This is a genomic window from Micromonospora sp. NPDC049171, from assembly GCF_040648275.1.
Taxonomy (GTDB): Bacteria; Actinomycetota; Actinomycetes; order Mycobacteriales; family Micromonosporaceae; genus Micromonospora.
In genome coordinates, this window is record NZ_JBEZDJ010000005.1 from 224,542 (window position 1) to 241,286 (window position 16,745).

Annotated in this window: 13 protein-coding genes; all 13 read left to right on the forward strand. The window is 71.9% G+C overall.

Annotated elements, in window-relative coordinates; genetic code table 11:
• Positions 1-625: 625 nt before the first annotated feature.
• The 13 genes from AB0B14_RS08890 (at position 626) to AB0B14_RS08950 (ending at position 16,739) form a co-directional block, all read left to right on the forward strand.
• On the forward strand, positions 626-1,315 hold the full coding sequence (locus AB0B14_RS08890) for a hypothetical protein (protein ID WP_357522104.1): 690 nt from the start codon (positions 626-628) through the stop codon (positions 1,313-1,315).
• Between the two features lie 149 nt (positions 1,316-1,464).
• On the forward strand, positions 1,465-1,929 hold the full coding sequence (locus AB0B14_RS08895; protein ID WP_357069285.1) for a DUF948 domain-containing protein: 465 nt from the start codon (positions 1,465-1,467) through the stop codon (positions 1,927-1,929).
• 29 nt (positions 1,930-1,958) lie between these two features.
• Positions 1,959-2,264: a hypothetical protein gene (locus tag AB0B14_RS08900; RefSeq protein WP_357069287.1), complete on the forward strand. Its 306-nt coding sequence runs from the start codon at positions 1,959-1,961 to the stop codon at positions 2,262-2,264.
• Positions 2,261-4,939 carry an alanine--tRNA ligase gene (gene alaS, locus AB0B14_RS08905; protein WP_357522051.1) on the forward strand — a complete coding sequence of 893 codons (2,679 nt, stop codon included), beginning with the start codon at positions 2,261-2,263 and terminating at the stop codon, positions 4,937-4,939. Before AB0B14_RS08900 ends, alaS begins: the two co-directional genes overlap by 4 nt.
• Before the next feature lie 72 nt (positions 4,940-5,011).
• Complete coding sequence (gene ruvX / locus AB0B14_RS08910) at positions 5,012-5,470, forward strand: Holliday junction resolvase RuvX (protein ID WP_357069292.1); 459 nt, start codon at positions 5,012-5,014, stop codon at positions 5,468-5,470.
• Positions 5,470-6,663 (forward strand): endolytic transglycosylase MltG, encoded by a 1,194-nt coding sequence (mltG, locus tag AB0B14_RS08915; RefSeq protein WP_357069294.1) that lies wholly within the window; start codon positions 5,470-5,472, stop codon positions 6,661-6,663. Before ruvX ends, mltG begins: the two co-directional genes overlap by 1 nt.
• A 53-nt stretch (positions 6,664-6,716) precedes the next feature.
• A complete protein-coding gene (locus AB0B14_RS08920) occupies positions 6,717-7,556 on the forward strand; it encodes a shikimate dehydrogenase (protein ID WP_357522052.1) in 840 nt (279 codons plus the stop codon).
• Positions 7,557-7,657: 101 nt separating this feature from the next.
• Positions 7,658-9,358, forward strand: a complete 1,701-nt coding sequence (locus AB0B14_RS08925; RefSeq protein ID WP_357069298.1) for a glycosyl hydrolase — start codon at positions 7,658-7,660, stop codon at positions 9,356-9,358.
• 222 nt (positions 9,359-9,580) lie between these two features.
• Entirely contained in the window at positions 9,581-11,518 is a 1,938-nt protein-coding gene (locus AB0B14_RS08930) for a hypothetical protein (RefSeq protein ID WP_357522054.1), read from the forward strand.
• Positions 11,519-11,637: 119 nt separating this feature from the next.
• A complete protein-coding gene (locus tag AB0B14_RS08935) occupies positions 11,638-12,165 on the forward strand; it encodes an acyltransferase (protein ID WP_357522056.1) in 528 nt (175 codons plus the stop codon).
• Complete coding sequence (locus AB0B14_RS08940) at positions 12,158-13,753, forward strand: lipopolysaccharide biosynthesis protein (RefSeq protein ID WP_357522057.1); 1,596 nt, start codon at positions 12,158-12,160, stop codon at positions 13,751-13,753. The genes AB0B14_RS08935 and AB0B14_RS08940 overlap by 8 nt, the downstream gene beginning before the upstream one ends.
• 68 nt (positions 13,754-13,821) lie before the next feature.
• Positions 13,822-15,114, forward strand: coding sequence for an O-antigen ligase family protein (locus AB0B14_RS08945; RefSeq protein ID WP_357522106.1), 1,293 nt, complete (start codon positions 13,822-13,824; stop codon positions 15,112-15,114).
• Positions 15,111-16,739, forward strand: a complete 1,629-nt coding sequence (locus AB0B14_RS08950) for a lipopolysaccharide biosynthesis protein (RefSeq protein WP_357522059.1) — start codon at positions 15,111-15,113, stop codon at positions 16,737-16,739. The genes AB0B14_RS08945 and AB0B14_RS08950 overlap by 4 nt, the downstream gene beginning before the upstream one ends.
• Positions 16,740-16,745: the final 6 nt, after the last annotated feature.

A 16,745-nucleotide genomic window follows, 5' to 3' on the forward strand; every position in this document is an offset into this window, starting at 1 on the left:
CGGCGACGGCCCCTACGCCGGCGGACGACCCGCGCCCGGCGCCGATCCCGCCGCTCCGGTTCGGGGCGCCGCCCGCCCCGCCCCGCCCGGCCGGGCCCGACCCGTCCCGGCCGGCGCACCGGTCCCGGACGCCGGGCGCCGTGGCGCCGACGGTCCGCCCCGCCCCGCCCCGGGTGCCGAGGCGGCCCCCCGGGGCGCCGCCCGTCCGGACGGTACGGCTCGTGCCGCCGGCGTGGACGGCCCGGTTCGTGCCGCCGCCGCAGCGGGTGTGGACGGCCCGCCGCGTTCGCGTCCGGATGGTCCGGCTCGTGCCGCCGTCCGGCCACCCGGCGGCGCGCAACCGCCCCTCGCCGACGATCGGACCCACGGTGAGCCGGGTGCCGGTCCCGGTTCCCCGGCGCGTGGTGGCGCCGCGTCCGGACGAGCCACCCCCGCCGACCGTGCCGCCGGGCGTGCCCAGCCTCCGCACCGGGAGCCCGGCCGCGCCGAGCCGAGCGGCGTCGCCCCGGTGCCACCGCCCGGCCGCTCCGGCGAGCCCGTCGGTGTGGCCCGTGTCGCCGCCGCCGTGCCGCTCCCGTCCGGCCCGGTGGACCACCCGACACCGGAGCCGTCCGGCGGGCCCGCGCTGCGCTCGGCTGGGCAGGACACGCCCGACGACGCGCCCGGTGCCCGATCCGAGGTACGCCGGCAGTCGCGCGAACGCCGTCGCCTCCGGGCGGCGGTGCTGGTGCTGGTCAGCGTCGTGCTGCTCGGCGCGGTGCCGCTCTTCTTCGGCATCCGCACGCTGAGCCGTGACCCGGTCTTCGACAACCTGGATCAACTCAACGTGCCCGGCTGGGCCGCCGCGAAGACGGTCGACGACGTCAGTGGCAGCCGGTGGTGCCTGCTCGACTGCCGGCTGCGGGAGCGCACCGTCACCTCGGAGAAGTCGCCACAGGACACGGCGCAGGTCTACGAGGACGCGCTGCGCCAGGACGGCTGGCAGCCGTGGAAGGTGAACCGCTGCCCGGAGCAGAAGACGAAGGGCAGCTACACCTGCTGGCGTCGCGACGAGTTGACCCTCGACCTGTGGGTCCGCGAGCCGACCTGCGTACCGCCGCCGGTCGACGGTGAGCCGGCCGTCGTGCCGTCCACCGAACCGTCGGCCGCTGCGACGGAGTGCACCGGCTCGTTGGTGTCGGTGAAGGTACGCAACGCGATCGACGACGAGCGGACCAGGCCGCAGCCGACCACCGACCCGTCACTGACCGGAGAGGACCCGTTCCCGACGGTCAGCGGGGACCCGCTGGGCGAGCTGACACCCTCACCGTCGTGAGCCGGTCTCCATCACGGACGGTAGGGTCTGGGGCTGGCGGGCTCGCCCGCCACCGGTGACCGCCGACGGCTCGGCGGCCGGCACGGGTGCCATGGTTCTGCGTTCCGAGGACGTCGGGTCCTGCGGAACTCTGCTTGAGGAGGACAGGCGTGGGCGACATTGCAGCCATCGCGGCGCTGATCGCGGCGAGCGCGTTCGCGGTGCTGGTGCTCATCCTGACGCTGCCCATCCTGCGGCTGCGGCACACGGTGGACGCCACCACCCGGATGATCAACGACCTGAACGATCGGACCGGGCCGCTGCTCGGTGACGTGAACACCACGGTGAAGAACGTCAACACCGCGCTGGAGCAGGTGCAGACCTCGCTCGACGGCGTGAACCTCCAGCTGGCGAAGGTCGACACGATGACCAGCCACGCGCAGAACGTCACCGCGAACGTCGCCAACCTGGCCACCGTGGTCTCCGCCGCGGCCGCGAACCCGCTGGTGAAGGTCGCCGCGTTCGGCTACGGCGTGCGCAAGGCCGCCGCCGGTCGCCGGCACGCCGAGACCGAGCGCGAGGTCCGCGACACCATCAAGCAGCAGCGACGGGCCGCGCGGCGCGGCAACAGCTGACCGGCCGGCGTACCAGGAGGTAGCGAGACATGAGGCGCTTGTTCTGGCTCGGCATCGGCGTGGCCGTCGGTGTCATCGTGGTCCGCAAGGCGACCCGGACCGCCCAGGCGTACACGCCGGCCGGCATCGCCAGCTCGCTGACGGAATCCGCTGGCGGGCTCGTCGAGTCGCTGCGTAGTTTCGTGGAGGACGTCCGGGTCGGGATGGCCGAACGCGAGCAGGAGATCCACCACGCGTTCGCCCAGGGCGAGGCGTTCGACGATCAGTTCGCCGACCTGCGGGAAGACCCGCGCATCGGCGATCGAGAAATCTTTCCGGAGGAACACCAGCGATGAAGACGGCGGAGATCAAGCGGCGGTACCTCGCGCACTTCGAGGCGAATGGCCACACCGTGGTGCCGTCCGCTCCGCTGCCCGCCATCAGCGACCCGAACCTGCTGTTCGTCAACGCCGGCATGGTGCAGTTCGTTCCGTACTTCCTCGGTCAGCAGACTCCCGCGTACCAGCGGGCGGTCAGCGTGCAGAAGTGCATCCGTACGCCGGACATCGACGAGGTCGGCAAGACCAGCCGGCACGGCACGTTCTTCCAGATGAACGGCAACTTCTCCTTCGGTGACTACTTCAAGGCGGGCGCGATTCCGCTCGCCTGGGACCTGGTCACCAAGTCGCAGGCCGACGGCGGGTTCGGGCTGGACCCGGAGCGGGTCTGGCCGACGGTGTACCTGGACGACGACGAAGCGTACGAGATCTGGCGGTCGGTGGGCGTGCCGGCCGAGCGGATCGTGCGCCGGGGCAAGGCGGACAACTTCTGGTCGATGGGCATTCCCGGGCCGTGCGGTCCGTGCTCCGAGCTGTTCTACGACCGGGGCCCGGAGTATGGCCGCGAGGGCGGCCCGGCGGTCGACGAGGACCGCTACATGGAGTTCTGGAACCTCGTCTTCATGCAGTTCGAGCGGGGTCCGGGCACGACGAAGGACGACTACCCGATCCTGGGTGATCTGCCGGCGAAGAACATCGACACCGGCATGGGCCTGGAGCGGATGGCCTCGATCCTGCAGGGCGTCGACAACCTGTACGAGATCGACGAGGTTCGGCCGATCCTGGCGCGGGCGGCGGAGCTGACCGGTAAGCGGTACGGCGCGCACTCCGGCCACGTGGCCAGCGAGTCGCACCCGGACGACGTGCGGCTGCGGGTGATCGCCGACCACGTGCGGACCGCGCTGATGCTGATCGGCGACGGTGTGACGCCGTCCAACGAGGGTCGCGGCTACGTGCTGCGCCGCATCATGCGCCGGGCGATCCGGTCGATTCGGCTGCTCGGCTGGCAGGACCGGGCGCTGCCCGAGCTGCTGCCGGTGGCCCGGGACTGCATGTCCCCGTCGTACCCGGAGCTGGCGACCGACTTCGACCGGATCGCGGACTACGCGTACGCGGAGGAGGAGGCGTTCCTGTCCACCCTGCGTGCCGGCACGACGATCCTGGACACCGCGATCGCCGAGACCCGCACGGCGGGCGGCTCCGCGCTGTCCGGGGCGAAGGCGTTCCAGCTGCACGACACGTACGGCTTCCCGATCGACCTGACCCTGGAGATCGCCGCCGAGCAGGGCCTCACCGTCGACGACGAGGGTTTCCGCCGGCTGATGGCCGACCAGCGCACCCGGGCGAAGGCGGACGCGCAGGCGCGCAAGACGGGGCACACCGACCTGTCGGCGTACCGGTCGGTGCTCGACGCGGGTGGCCCGGTGACGTTCACCGGGTACAGCGAGGTGGCCCGCGAGTCGACGGTGCGGGCGTTGCTCGGCGCGGACGGCCCACGGCAGGCGGCGACCGAGGGCGACACCATCGAGCTGGTGCTCGACACGACCCCGTTCTACGCCGAGGGTGGTGGGCAGCAGCCCGACCAGGGCATGATCACCGTTGCTGGCGGGCAGGTCGAGGTGCTCGACGTGCAGCAGCCGGTGCCCGGCCTGATCGTGCACCGGGCCCGGGTGATCCGGGGTGAGGTGCGTGCCGGCGAGGCGGGTTACGCCGAGATCGACACGACGCGGCGGCGAGCGATCTCCCGGTCGCACACCGCCACCCACCTGGTGCACCAGACCATGCGGAACTTCCTCGGTGAGTCGGCCACGCAGGCGGGTTCGCTGAACGCGCCCGGCCGGCTCCGGTTCGACTTCAACACCCCGACCGGGGTGTCGCCGAGCGTCCTGCGTGACGTGGAGCAGCAGGTCAACGAGGTGCTGCTGGCCGACCTGGAGGTGCACGCCTTCATCACCTCGCTGGACGAGGCGCGGCGGATCGGCGCGATGGCGCTCTTCGGCGAGAAGTACGGCGAGGAGGTGCGGGTCGTCGAGGTGGGCGACTACGCCCGGGAGCTGTGCGGCGGCACGCACGTGGCCCGCTCGGCCCAGCTCGGCCTCGTGAAGATCCTCTCCGAGTCGTCGATCGGTTCCGGTGTCCGCCGGGTCGAGGCGCTTGTCGGCATGGACGCCTTCGGCTTCCTGGCCAAGGAGCACCTGCTGGTCTCCCGGCTGGCCGAGCTGTACCGGGTGCCCAACGACCAGGTCGCCGACCGGGTGGAGCAGACCGTCACCCAGCTCCGGGACGCGGAGAAGGAGCTGGAGAAGCTGCGCGCCCAGCTGGTGCTGGGCGGGGCGTCGGCGCTCGCGGCGCAGGCCAAGGATGTGCGCGGGGTCGCGTACGTGGGCACCGAGGCGCCGGAGGGCGCGGCCGGTAACGACGTGCGGACCCTCGCCCAGGAGATCCGGGGCAAGATCGACCCGGCGCGGCCGGCGGTGGTCGCGGTGGCGGCCCGGTCGAACGGCAAGGCGTCCCTGGTGGTGGCGGTCAACGCGACCGCGCGCAGCCGGGGTCTGGCCGCGTCGGACCTGGTGAAGGCGGCGTTCTCCGGGCGTGGTGGTGGCAGTCCCGACCTGGCCCAGGGCGGTGGCCTGCCCGCGGCCGAGGCGCCGACCCTGCTGCTCACCGTCGAGAAGGCGATCTCCGAGGCGTGATGGACGAGCATTGTCGGCCAGGGCGGACCAGCTGGTCCGCCCTGGCTCGTTCGGTCTCGGTGGTGACAGTCGGTGTCTGAATTGACACGTGGTGTGCGGATCGGGGTGGACGTCGGTCAGGTGCGGGTGGGAATCTCCCGCTCCGACCCGGACGGAATCCTGGCCACGCCACTAGTCACCCTGGCCCGGGACCTCACGGCCGCGCCGGATGCGGTGCCCAGCGATCTCGCCGAGCTGGCCGCCCTGGTGGCCGAGCACGAGGCCGTGGGGGTCGTCGTCGGCCTTCCGGTCAATCTCGCCGGTAAGCACGGCCCGGCGGCTGTCCACGTGAAGGCGTACGCTGACCGACTGGTCGATGTGATAGCGCCCGTTCCGGTAACGCTCACCGACGAGAGGATGTCGACCGTGGTCGCCTCTCGTAGGCTTGCCGAGCGTGGCGTCCGAGGTAAACGTCAACGTGCGGTTGTCGACCAGGCGGCCGCAGTGGAGATCCTGCAGAGCTGGCTGGACGCGCAGCGGAGGCGGCAGTAATGATCGACGATCTGGACCTTGGGTTCGACGAGGCGGAGCGGGGGGAGAAGGGCCGGCACCGGCGCAGCTTCCGCAAGCGCAACGGCGGGTCCGGCGGTGGCCGGGGCAAGACGTTCCTGGCACTGCTGATGGCCCTGGTCCTGCTGGGTGCCATCGGCGGTGGTGCCTACTACGGCTTCGACCGCATCCAGAACTACTTCGTCACCCCCGACTACGACGGTGCCGGTTCCGGTGAGATCACCGTCGAGATCAAGAACGGCGCGCTGCTGGCCGACATGGCCGACGCCCTCGTCACGGCCGACGTGGTGAAGAGTCAGAAGGCGTTCATCGAGGCGGCCGAGGCCAACTCCCGCAGCAAGAACATCCAGCCGGGCACGTACAAGCTGCGTAAACAGATGAGCGGCGCCAGCGCCGTGACCGCGATGCTCGACCTGAAGAACAAGATCGTCAACGGGTTGACGATCCCCGAGGGTCGCACCAGCCTGAACATCTACAAGCTGCTGTCCGACAAGACCAAGATCCCGGTGAAGGACTTCCAGACCGCCGCGAAGGACCCGGAGGCGCTCGGCGTCCCGGACTGGTGGTTCAAGCGCGACGACGGCAAGAAGGTCGTCAAGTCCGTCGAGGGCTTCCTCTTTCCGGACACCTACGAGATCCCGCCGAAGTCCACCGCCGAGAGCATCCTCAAGCTGATGGTGAACCGCTTCCTCTCGGTGACCGGTGAGATGAAGTTCGCCGACACGGTGCAGGAGAAGCGCAAGGTCAGCCCGTACGAGGCGCTGATCGTGGCGTCGCTGGCCCAGGCCGAGGCGGGCAACGCCGACGACCTGGGCAAGGTCGCCCGGGTCGCCTACAACCGGGTGTACGGCGAGTTCTTCTGCAACTGCCTGGAGATGGACGTCACGGTCAACTACTACCTGGAGTCGATCGGCAAGCCGACCAAGTCGTCCAAGCAGATGACGGCGGCCGAGATGGACGACCCGAAGAACCCGTACAACCGCAAGCTGCCGGGAATGATCCCGACCCCGATCAACAGCCCCGGCAAGCAGGCCCTGGTCGGGGCGATGGACCCGCCGCCAGGCAAGTGGCTCTACTTCGTGGCGATCGACAAGCAGGGCCACTCGGCGTTCGCCGAGACGTACGAGCAGCACCAGCGCAACGAGGCCAAGGCCCGGGAGGCCGGCATCATCTGACGGCATCCGATCCGGCGCACACGCGAGAGGGCAGGGAGTGACGACAACCGGCGGTGGGCGTGTCGACCCGTAGGGCCGCGGTGCTGGGCAAGCCGATCACGCACTCCCTCTCCCCGGTGATCCACAACGCCGGGTACGCCGCCGCCGGGCTGACCGGGTGGTCGTACACCCGGATCGAGTGCGGGGCCGCGGAGCTGCCGGATCTGGTCGCCGGCCTGGGCCCGGAGTGGGCCGGTCTGTCGGTGACCATGCCGGGCAAGGAGGCGGCGCTCGCTGTGGCCGACACCGCGTCGCCGGTCGCCGTCGCCGTCGGTGCGGCCAACACGTTGGTACGCCGTCCGGGTGGCTCCTGGTACGCGGACAACACCGACGTCGCCGGCATGGTCCAGGTGCTCACCGACGCTGGGGTGCCTCCCGGTGCCGCCGTGACGGTGCTCGGCGCGGGTGGCACGGCCCGCGCCGCGCTGGCCGCCGCCGCGCGGCTGGCCGGCACCTCGGTCACCGTGGTGGCCCGTCGGGCGGCGGCGGTCGACGAGCTACGGCCGGTGGCCGACGCGCTCGGCGTCAAGCTGGTCCCCGCCGACTGGGCCGACGCCCGCCAACACCTCGCCGCCGCCGACGTGGCGGTCTCCACCGTGCCGAAGGGAGTCGCCGACCCGTTGGCCGACGCGGTGGCCTGGCGGTCGGGCGCGGTGTTCTTCGACGCGCTCTACGATCCGTGGCCCACCCCGCTGGCCGCCTCCGCCGCCGCGGCCGGCCTGCGGGTGGTGTCCGGTCTGGACCTCCTGCTGGCCCAGGCGGTCGGGCAGTTCGAGCAGTTCACCGGCGTGACCGCGCCGGTCGAGCCGATGCGGGAAGCGATGCGACGGGCGACCAGTGGCGGCGTTCTTTAGCTGACGGTTAAGACGCGCTTACGGGAAACTGTCCTCTCTGCGTTGTGCCCTGCTCATGGATACGCTGCTCACCGTTACGGCCGCAGACACAGGGAGTTTCCTTGACCAGGCACGGACTGCACCGCATCACCCGGTTCCGCTCCGGACCCCGGCGCAAGGCGATCGCCATCGGCGTGGTCGGCGGATCGGTGGTGGCCGGCATCGTGGCGACCATGATGCCGATCTTGGCCAGCGACGACCTGTCGATCCGGGCGGCGGCCGACACCACCGCGACCGCGGTGACGCAGGACGGCGACAACGCGACCAAGACGACGTTGGCGACCTGCCCGACGCGCTGCGACGGCAATCCGCGTGGTGGCCGCGAGGCGGTGATCGAGTTCGCGGTGACCACCGTGCCGGCCGCCGCGGTCAACGTCCGGGCGACGTTGCGGGTGCACGCCTGGCAGCAGTTTCCCGCCACGGTGACGGCGCACGCCTCACCGCTGAGCGCCCGCGAATCACGGCCGCCGCTGGCGACGGCCGGTGCCGTACTGGACAGCGTGTCCGGTGTGTCCAAGGGCTTCAACGAGTGGGACGTCTCCAAGCTGGTCACCGGCAACGGCACCTGGACTGTCGCGCTGGCCCAGAGCGGCCTGGAGAGTCGGGTCTACTGGGCGTCGGCCGACAACCGTAACGCGGACCTGCGTCCCAACCTGCTGATCAGCTACGACATCGGCAGCCGGCCGTCGCCGGTGACGACCACCAAACCCGCGCCGCCGCCGAGCGCCGCGCCGACCACCGCCGCGCCGAAGCCGTCGGCCACCATCGCTCCGAGCCGGACGGCGACGCCGAGTGCTAGCGGTACCCTGCCGTCCGGTCGGTGTGGGTCCGTGTCGGACAAGCTCGTGCCGTCCTGCGGCGCCTGGTGGGGCATGTACTCGCCGGCGGGGGCGGGCGGTGGCTGGGACCACGGCAAGGCCGTCACCAATGTGGAGGCGCAGGTCGGGCGCAAGTTCGACATCGTGCACCGCTACCACGACTTCTCCAACGCCGGCAGCAACGGTGCCTTCCCGGACGCGTACGAGACGCAGCAGATGCGTGAGGGCCGGTTGATGTTCTTCGCCTGGGAGTCCCGGGACTTCTCCGCCGGCACCACCCTGAAGTGGTCGGATGTCTACGGTGGTCGGCAGGACGCGACGATCGACGCGGTGGCGGGCCGCATCCGCGCGGCGGGCGTGCCGGTCTTCATGGGCTTCGACCACGAGCCGGAGGACGAGCCGAACAAGGGCAGCGACGCCGACTTCGTCCGTGCCTGGCGCTACGTCTACGAGCGGTTCGCCAAGGCCGGCGCGACCAACGCGGTCTGGGTCTGGACGATGATGGGCTGGTCCGGCCACTACTCCCGCTACGCCGGCCTGTACCCCGGTGACCGCTACGTCGACTGGGTCGCCTACGACCCGTACAACTTCCACGTCTGCAACGGCAGCACGGTGTGGAAGAGCCCGAGCACGACCGTGGGTGGCTTCTACGACTGGTTGGACGACAGCGGCATCGGCGCCGGCAAGCCCCGGATGCTCGCCGAGTTCGGCACCAACTTCAACGCCGCCGACCTGGGCGCCAAGCAGCGCTGGTTCCAGGAGTTCCCGGCCGCGCTGAAGGAACACCCGAAGATCAAGGCCGCCATCTACTTCAACTCGGCGGGCATGACCAGCCGCACGGCGACCTGCGACATGACGATGAACCACGACGCCGCGGCGGTGGCCGGCTTCGCGAAGGCGGGGCAGGACCCGTACCTGCGGCAGCCTACCGGGGGGAGCCGCTGACGACTGACGCACGCCAGACAGAACGCCGTGCGGCGGGGGTCGGACATCCGATCCGCCGGCGTTCTGTCGGCTAGCGGATTCATGCACCGCCCAATCGGCGGATTTCGTTGACCAAGCTGGACGAGGCACGCTACCTCGGGTTCTCATCCATCTTGGAGGCGCAGCGTGCCCAAACTCTCGCACTTGTGGCGTTTCGCAGGACGACGTCGTACCAGGGCGGGGATGGTCGCGTTGGCGATCGTCGCCGCAGTTCTAGGCGTACCCACCACCGCGTCGGCCGCGGTCGTGCCGGTCCCGACGACGGCGACCCTGGTGTCGGCCAACCCCGCCGATGTGACTCCGCACGCGCGAGACGGTGAGACCCGCGCTTTCGCCCAGGTGGGCAACACGGTCTTCGTCGGCGGCAGCTTCACCCAGATCCGGCAGACCGCCAGCTCCGCGTGGGTCGTGCAGCGCTACCTCTTCGCGTACGACCGGATCACCGGCACCATGTCCACCACGTTCCTGCCGGTGCTCGACGGCGCGGTCAACACGCTCGTCGCCGGTCCCGGCGGCACGCTGATCGCCGGCGGCAGCTTCAAGAACGTCAACGGGGTCTCCCGCAGGAACCTGGTCGCACTCGACCCGGCCACCGGCGCGATCATCGACAGCTGGGTGGGCCGTTCCGACGGCGGCACGGTCCGTGACCTGGCGCTGCACGGCAACTGGTTGTACGTGGCCGGCGCCTTCAACTGGCTCAACGGCACCGCACACGTCGGTCTCGGCCGGCTCAACGCGACCACCGGCGCGATCGACCCGAGCTTCGTCATCGACGCCACCGTGGGGCGGCACGGCACCACGTCGTACGTCTGGACCCTCGACGTCGCACCGGACGGCAACACGCTCGTCGTCGGTGGCAACTTCACGCTCGTCAACGGCCTGGCGCGTAACCAGATCGCGCTCGTGGACGTCTCCGCGACGCCCACCCTGCACGACTGGAGCACCGAGAAGTACGCCTCGCCCTGCGCGTCGCCGACGACCTTCGTGCACTACGTGCAGGACGTGAAGTTTGGCGAGGACGGCAGCTGGTTCGTCGTCGGCAGCAACGGCGGCGGTGGCTGGCCAACCGCGTACTGCGACGTCCTGGTCCGGTTCGAGACCGGGGCGCGGGGCAGCGGCCTCGTGGCCACCTGGGCCGACTTCACCGGCAACGACACCATCACCTCGGTCGAGGTGGCGGACAACGTGATCTATCTGGGCGGTCACTTCCGCTGGATGAACAACCCGAACGCCAGCGACGTCGCCGGCCCGGGTGCGGTGGACCGGCTCGGTATCGCCGCCGTCACCCCGGCCACCGGGATGCCGGTCAACTGGAATCCGCGCCGCAGCGGCGGCGCCTCGATGCCCGCGGGCACCAGCAGTTGGGGCTCGGCGGTGCCGGTGCTCTGGCGTGGCTCGGACGGCCTCTACTTCGGGCACAACTCCGACGGCATGGGCGAGGAGTACCACGGCCGGCTCGGCATGTTCCCGCTTGCCGGCGGACGTACCTTCGCCCCGATGAACCCGCCCACGGCCACCACCGGCAACCTCTACCTGAACACCGGCCCGGGCACGGTGGCGAAGGTGCCGTTCGACGGCACCGCGCTGGGCACCGCGACCACGGTCAGCCAGCCCGCCTACACCGAGGCCGGCGCGACGTGGCGGGTGAACGACCGGATCTACTGGGCGCACACGGTGGCCGGCACGCCCACCGGCAGTCGGATCGACGTCTCGCTGTACAACGGCGGTGCGATCGGTTCGCCGTGGGAGGCGTCCGGCTACAACGACTGGTACAACCCGGCGGTGTTGACCGGCGCCTTCTTCCTCGATGGCCGGCTCTACTACACCCGCACCGGGGCCAACAATCTCTACTACCGCTACTTCGAGATCGACGGCAACTATCTCGGCGCCACCGAGTTCGTCCTGCCGACCACCGGGGTGACCTGGTCCGGAGTGCGTGGCATGGCCTGGGTGGGCGGTCGGATCGTCTACGGTGGCACCGACGGCACCCTGCGCAGTGCGCCGTTCGACCCGACGTTCGCGGCGAGCATGGCGGTCGATGGCACGACGGCGACGGTCATCAGCGCCGCGACGCCCGAGTTGTCCTGGTCCACCCCATCGACGTTCTTCTCCGTACAGTGATGGTCAAGCGTTCGTAACGGAGCGTCGGTAGATTGTTCACGTTGGGTCGGTGGCGGGCACCACCGCCACCGGCCCCGTGACGTGGGGGAGGCTCGTTGCTCGGCGCCGTTGGCATTCGGATGAGACGCGCCGTGCGTCTGGTCTTCGCGGTCAAACGTGGGTGGTACAGGGTCCGCTACCGGCGGTTGACGCTCGGTCGGGACGTGGAGATCCGTGGTCGGATCAGGCTGCGCCGTGGCGTGCGGGTGACCATCGGCGACCGCACCCGCATCAACAAGCTCGTCCGCTTCGCGGGCCCCGGTGAGGTACGCGTCGGCGCCGACTGTCTGCTCAACGCCACCTGGATCGGCACCTGGACATCGGTGACGGTGGGGGACCGGTGCCTCCTGTCGGATTGTGAACTGCTCGACAACGACTTCCACAACCTGCCGCCCGCGCAACGGCACGCACCGCCCGGCCCGGCCACCCGCGCCCCGATCGTCCTCGAGGACAACGTGTGGGTCGGTGCGCACGCCCTGGTGCTCAAGGGTGTGCGGGTCGGCCGGGACAGCGTCGTGGGCGCGGCGACGGTGGTCCGCGCGGACGTCCCACCCGGCGTCGTGGTCGTCGGCAATCCTCAACAGACGGTGAAGAAGTTCCATGACTGATACGACCCCCGGCTCCTGGCCCACGGGCGGCCCGTCCCCCGCGACCCCCGGCGCGGTGACACTGACCGACCTGCTGCGGGTGCCGATGCACCGGCTGCGGCTGGTCGGTGCGGTGGCCCTGGTCGGTCTGCTCGCCGCACTCGGCTACGTGCTGCTGGTGCCGGCGGCGGTGACCGCGAACGCCGTGGTGGCGGTCCGGCCGGTGGTGACCGACGCGTTCACGCCCAGCGGTGCGGGTGCCGACCGGGCGGTCAACATGAACGTGGAGAGCGGCATCGCCACCGGCACCGAGGTCGTGCAGCGGCTCGCCGACGCGGCCGGCGGGCACCCACGGGACGTCCGTGGCGCGCTTGAGGTCGAGGTGCCCACCGGTGGGCAGATCCTGCGCTTCACCTACCAGGCGGGCGACGCGCAGCGGGCCGTGCAGAGCGCCAACCTGGCCGCCCAGGCCTACCTCGACGTGCGACGCACGATGTACGAGCAGCAGCGCGCCGAGATGCTGCGCTCCTACGACACCAGCATCACCAAGGTCGCCGCCCAGCAGGCCGCCCTGCAGAAGCGGGCCAGCACCGTCAAGGGCACCGCTGCCGGCGACGCGGTGGTGGCCGAGCTGGCCGGGATCAACAACCAGCTCACCCAGCTCAACTCCGCCCGTACCGAGATCGCCGCGGTCGACGTCAACCCCGGCTGGGTGACCCAGACCGCCGAGAAGTCGCTTGCCACCTCCGCCGGGCACCGGCCGCTCTACCTGGTTGCCGGCCTGCTCGGTGGCGCGCTGATCGGCATCGTGCTCGCGTACGCCTGGGAGTCCGCCGACCGGAGGGTCCGCTCGGTCGCCGACGGCCGGGACGCCACCGGTCTGCCGCTGCTCGGCACCGTGCGTCGGCCGGCGTTCCGGGGCAGCCCCCGGGCGGTCGACGCCGACGTCCGGTACGTGGCGATGGCGGTCGCCGAGCGGGTCCGCCCGCCCGCCCGGGTGGCGCTGCTCAGCACCCGGGAGGACGCCACCGCGCTCACCGCCGGGCTCGCGGTGGCGCTCGCCGCCGACGGCCGCGAGGTCTTCGTCGCCGACGACAGCGGGCGCACCGAACGGCTGCGCGCCACGGTGCTCGCCGACCGGGGACGGCTGCCCATCGATCCGTCCCGACCGCTGGTGCCCAAGCCCCGCCCGGCCGGCAGCCCCGCGCCGGCCGCCGGCGGGGAAGCCGCGGCCCCGCGGCGACCCTCCCCGCATCCGCCCGGCGCCCGCCCGTCCACCGACGCGGACGCCACGCTGACGATTCCCCGGGTGTCGTCCGCCCGCCCGGACAACGGTCGGGTCGTCGACCCGGACGAGGTGAGCGTCGGGGTGGGCAGCGTCCGGTTCGGCACCTGGCGACAGGGCGCGGACCACGGCCTGGTGCTGTTCAACGCCCCGCCCGCGGAGTCCGACGAGCGCGGCGTCGCCGTCGCCCGGCAGGGCGGCGCGGTGGTGATCGTCGAGCGGGACCGCACCCGGCAGAGCGACCTGCGACGCCTGGTGGAGCGGCTGCGCGCCGCCGGGGTCACCCCGCTGGGCTTCGTGCTCACCCGAAACGGCCGGGCCTGAGCGTGTCGGTCACCCGCGCCCCGGCGACCGACCCGCCGCCCGGCGGCGCCCCCGTCGCCGTCGCCCCGGTGCCGCTGCCCGTGCCGCCCCGGCTGCCGCTCTGGCCCCTGTCCTTGATGTTCGGCCTGGTGCCGCTCTGGTGGCTGTTCGGCGCGTTCTACCTCGGTTGGCCGCTGCTGGGCGCTGTGCTGCTCGCGCTGCTGCTCACCCGGGGGCGGGTGCCGCTGCCGCCGGCGGCCGGGATCTGGCTGCTGTTCCTCGCCATCGTGGTGGTCAGCGCCACCCAACTGCCGTCGCCCGCCTCGCTGCTGACGTTCGCCCTGCGCCTGGCGTTCTACCTGACCGCGCTGGTGGTCGGCGTCTACGTCTACGTCGCCGCCCGGGAACGCGCGAGCCTGGTGGCGGTGCTCAGCCCGCTGTGCGCGTTCTGGTTCGCGCTGGTGGCGCTCGGCTGGCTCGGGGTGCTGGTGCCCCGGCTGGCCATGGCCACCCCGATGGAGGTGCTGCTGCCCGCCGGGGTGGCCCGCACCCCGTTCATCCAGGACATGGTTCACCTGACCACGGCGGAGTACAGCGCCCGGTCGCTCAACCCGATCTACCGGCCGGCCGCGCCGTTCGCGTACACCAACAACTACGGCAGCGCGTACGCCATGACCCTGCCCTGCGTGGTGGCCTACACGATGCTGCGCCGGCGGGGTCTCCTGCGCTGGGCGCTCATCGCGTCGTTGCCGCTGTCGCTCGCGCCGGCGTTCCTCACGCTCAACCGGGCGATGTTCCTCAGCCTCGGCGCCGGGCTGGCGGTGCTCGGGCTGCGGGCCAGCCTGCGCGGCAACGTCCGGGTGGCCGCGTCCATCGTCGGCGTGGTGGTGATCGGCGCGTTGGCCACACTGTTCATTCCCATCACCGAGCTGATCAACAAGCGGGTCGACTCCAGCGACACCAACACCGACCGGCTCTCGCTCTACAGCGAGGTGATCCGCCGGGTGCAGGAGTCGCCGTGGTTGGGCTACGGCGCGCCGGTGAACGTCGACACCGTGTCGGCGGACGCGCCGATCGGCACCCAGGGGCAGCTCTGGATGGTGCTGTTCAGTCATGGCGTACCAGCGCTCGTCTGTTTCCTCGCCTGGTTCGTCGCCGCCGCGGTGATCTGCGCGCGGGCGACCTCGGCGGCCGGGCAGTGGCTGTCGGTGGTGCCGGTGGTCTGCCTGGTGCAGGTCCCGTTCTACGGCATGGCGAACCAGAACCTGGCTGTCGCGTTCTTCGCGGTCGGGTTCGCGATGGCGCTCACCGAACGGGAACGCGCGACCGGGCCGCCCCGGGTGGCCGGGTGGCCGGCACCCGCCGTGGCGGTGCCGGCATGACCGCCGCGACCCGACCGCCGGCCGACCCGGAACACCCGACGCCGGTGCCCGCCGGTCCGGACCAGCCGGACGCGGGCGCGGACGCGGGCGCGACCGAGACCCGACGCAGCGCGCGCAGTGGCGTGGCCGGGCTGCTCGGCGCGGCCACCAGCGGCCTGTTTGGCTTCGTGCTGGCCGTGGTGATCACCCGGGGGTACGGCACGGCTGGCGCGGGCGCGTTCTTCGCGGCGATCGGGGTGGTCACCGTGGCCACCGCGATCTGCACCCTCGGCGCGGAGACCGGCCTGATGTGGTCGCTGCCCCGCCGTACCACCGGCGCGCGCGGGGACGCGGCCCGGGTGCTTCCGGTGGCGCTGATCCCGCCGCTGCTGGCCGGGTTCGTGGTCGCCGGAGCCGGCGTGCTGGCCGCCGACGCGCTCGCGCCCCGGCTGTTGCGTGGCTCCGGTACGGCCGCCGAGGCGCTGCTCACCGTCACGTTCGCGGCGGTGCCGGTGGTGGTCGCCATGACCCTCCTGCTGGCCGCGTTGCGCTGTGTGCGGTCCATCCGGGCGTACGTCGGGGTGCAGTTCCTCCTGCTGCCGGTCGCCCGGCCGGTGCTGGTCGGCGCGGCCGCGCTGGCCGGCGGAGGTCTGCTCGCCGGCATGACCGGCTGGTTGGTGCCGGCGGCGTTGGCGCTGCTGGTCTGCCTCGTCCTCGTGGCCGGTCCGCTCGGGCTGCGCCGGGGCGCGGTGCTGCGGCCGAGCCCGAGCGACTGGTCGACGTTCTGGCGCTTCGCGTTGCCCCGGGCCGCGTCGGCGGCCATCGACGCGGGCAGCATGTGGGTGGGTGTGCTGCTCACCTCGGTGTTGGCCGGGCCGGCGGACGCCGGCGTGTTCGGCGCGGTCGGCCGGTACGTGCTGGCCGGCCAACTCGCCATGCAGGGGTTGCGGGTGGCGGTGTCGCCGCAGTTGTCCCGGCTGCTCGGGCGCGGCGAGCGGGCCGCGGCGGCCGCCGTGCACCGGCAACTGACCGTCTGGGGTCTGGTGCTGTCCTGGCCGGTGTACCTGCTGCTGGCGGTGTTCGCGTTGGCCTTCCTCCAGTTGTTCGGGCCGGAGTTCACCGCCGGTGTGCCGGCGATGACAGTGCTCGCGCTGGCGATGCTCGTCAACACCGGGGTCGGCAACGTGCAGAGCCTGCTGCTGATGGGCGGGCGCAGTGGTCTGCACCTGGTGGCCACCGTGGCCGGGTTGACGGTGACCGTCTCGCTGGGCCTGTGGCTGATCCCCGGTCACGGCGCCACGGGCGCCGCGGTGGCCTGGGCCGCGGGCATCGCCACCGAGAACCTCACCGCCGCCGGGTTCGCCCGGGCGGTGGTCCGGGAGCCGCTGTTCGACGCCGCGACGGTGCGTGCCGCGGTGGCCACGGCCACCGGGGTGGGCCTGGCCGCCGGTGCCGGTGTGCTGGCGGGCGGACGCGGCCTACCGGGCCTGGCGGTGGCGCTGGGTGTACTGCTGGCCGGCTGCGTCGGCATGTTGACGTTGCCCCGGGTGCGCGCCGGCATCCGGAGGACCATGAGGCAGGTCCGTGGACGGGACGACGCGGCCGTGGCCGCCGACCCCGGCCCGGTATCGACGAGAGGCAGGTGAGGTCCG

What these genes read in the sequence shown, in the direction of transcription:
- AB0B14_RS08900 (WP_357069287.1), top strand. Translation starts at nt 1,959, where the DNA reads ATGAGGCGCTTGTTCTGGCTCGGCATCGGCGTGGCCGTCGGTGTCATC.
- alaS (WP_357522051.1), top strand. Translation starts at nt 2,261, where the DNA reads ATGAAGACGGCGGAGATCAAGCGGCGGTACCTCGCGCACTTCGAGGCG.
- mltG (WP_357069294.1), top strand. Translation starts at nt 5,470, where the DNA reads ATGATCGACGATCTGGACCTTGGGTTCGACGAGGCGGAGCGGGGGGAG.
- AB0B14_RS08930 (WP_357522054.1), top strand. Translation starts at nt 9,581, where the DNA reads ATGGTCGCGTTGGCGATCGTCGCCGCAGTTCTAGGCGTACCCACCACC.
- AB0B14_RS08935 (WP_357522056.1), top strand. Translation starts at nt 11,638, where the DNA reads ATGAGACGCGCCGTGCGTCTGGTCTTCGCGGTCAAACGTGGGTGGTAC.
- AB0B14_RS08940 (WP_357522057.1), top strand. Translation starts at nt 12,158, where the DNA reads ATGACTGATACGACCCCCGGCTCCTGGCCCACGGGCGGCCCGTCCCCC.
- AB0B14_RS08950 (WP_357522059.1), top strand. Translation starts at nt 15,111, where the DNA reads ATGACCGCCGCGACCCGACCGCCGGCCGACCCGGAACACCCGACGCCG.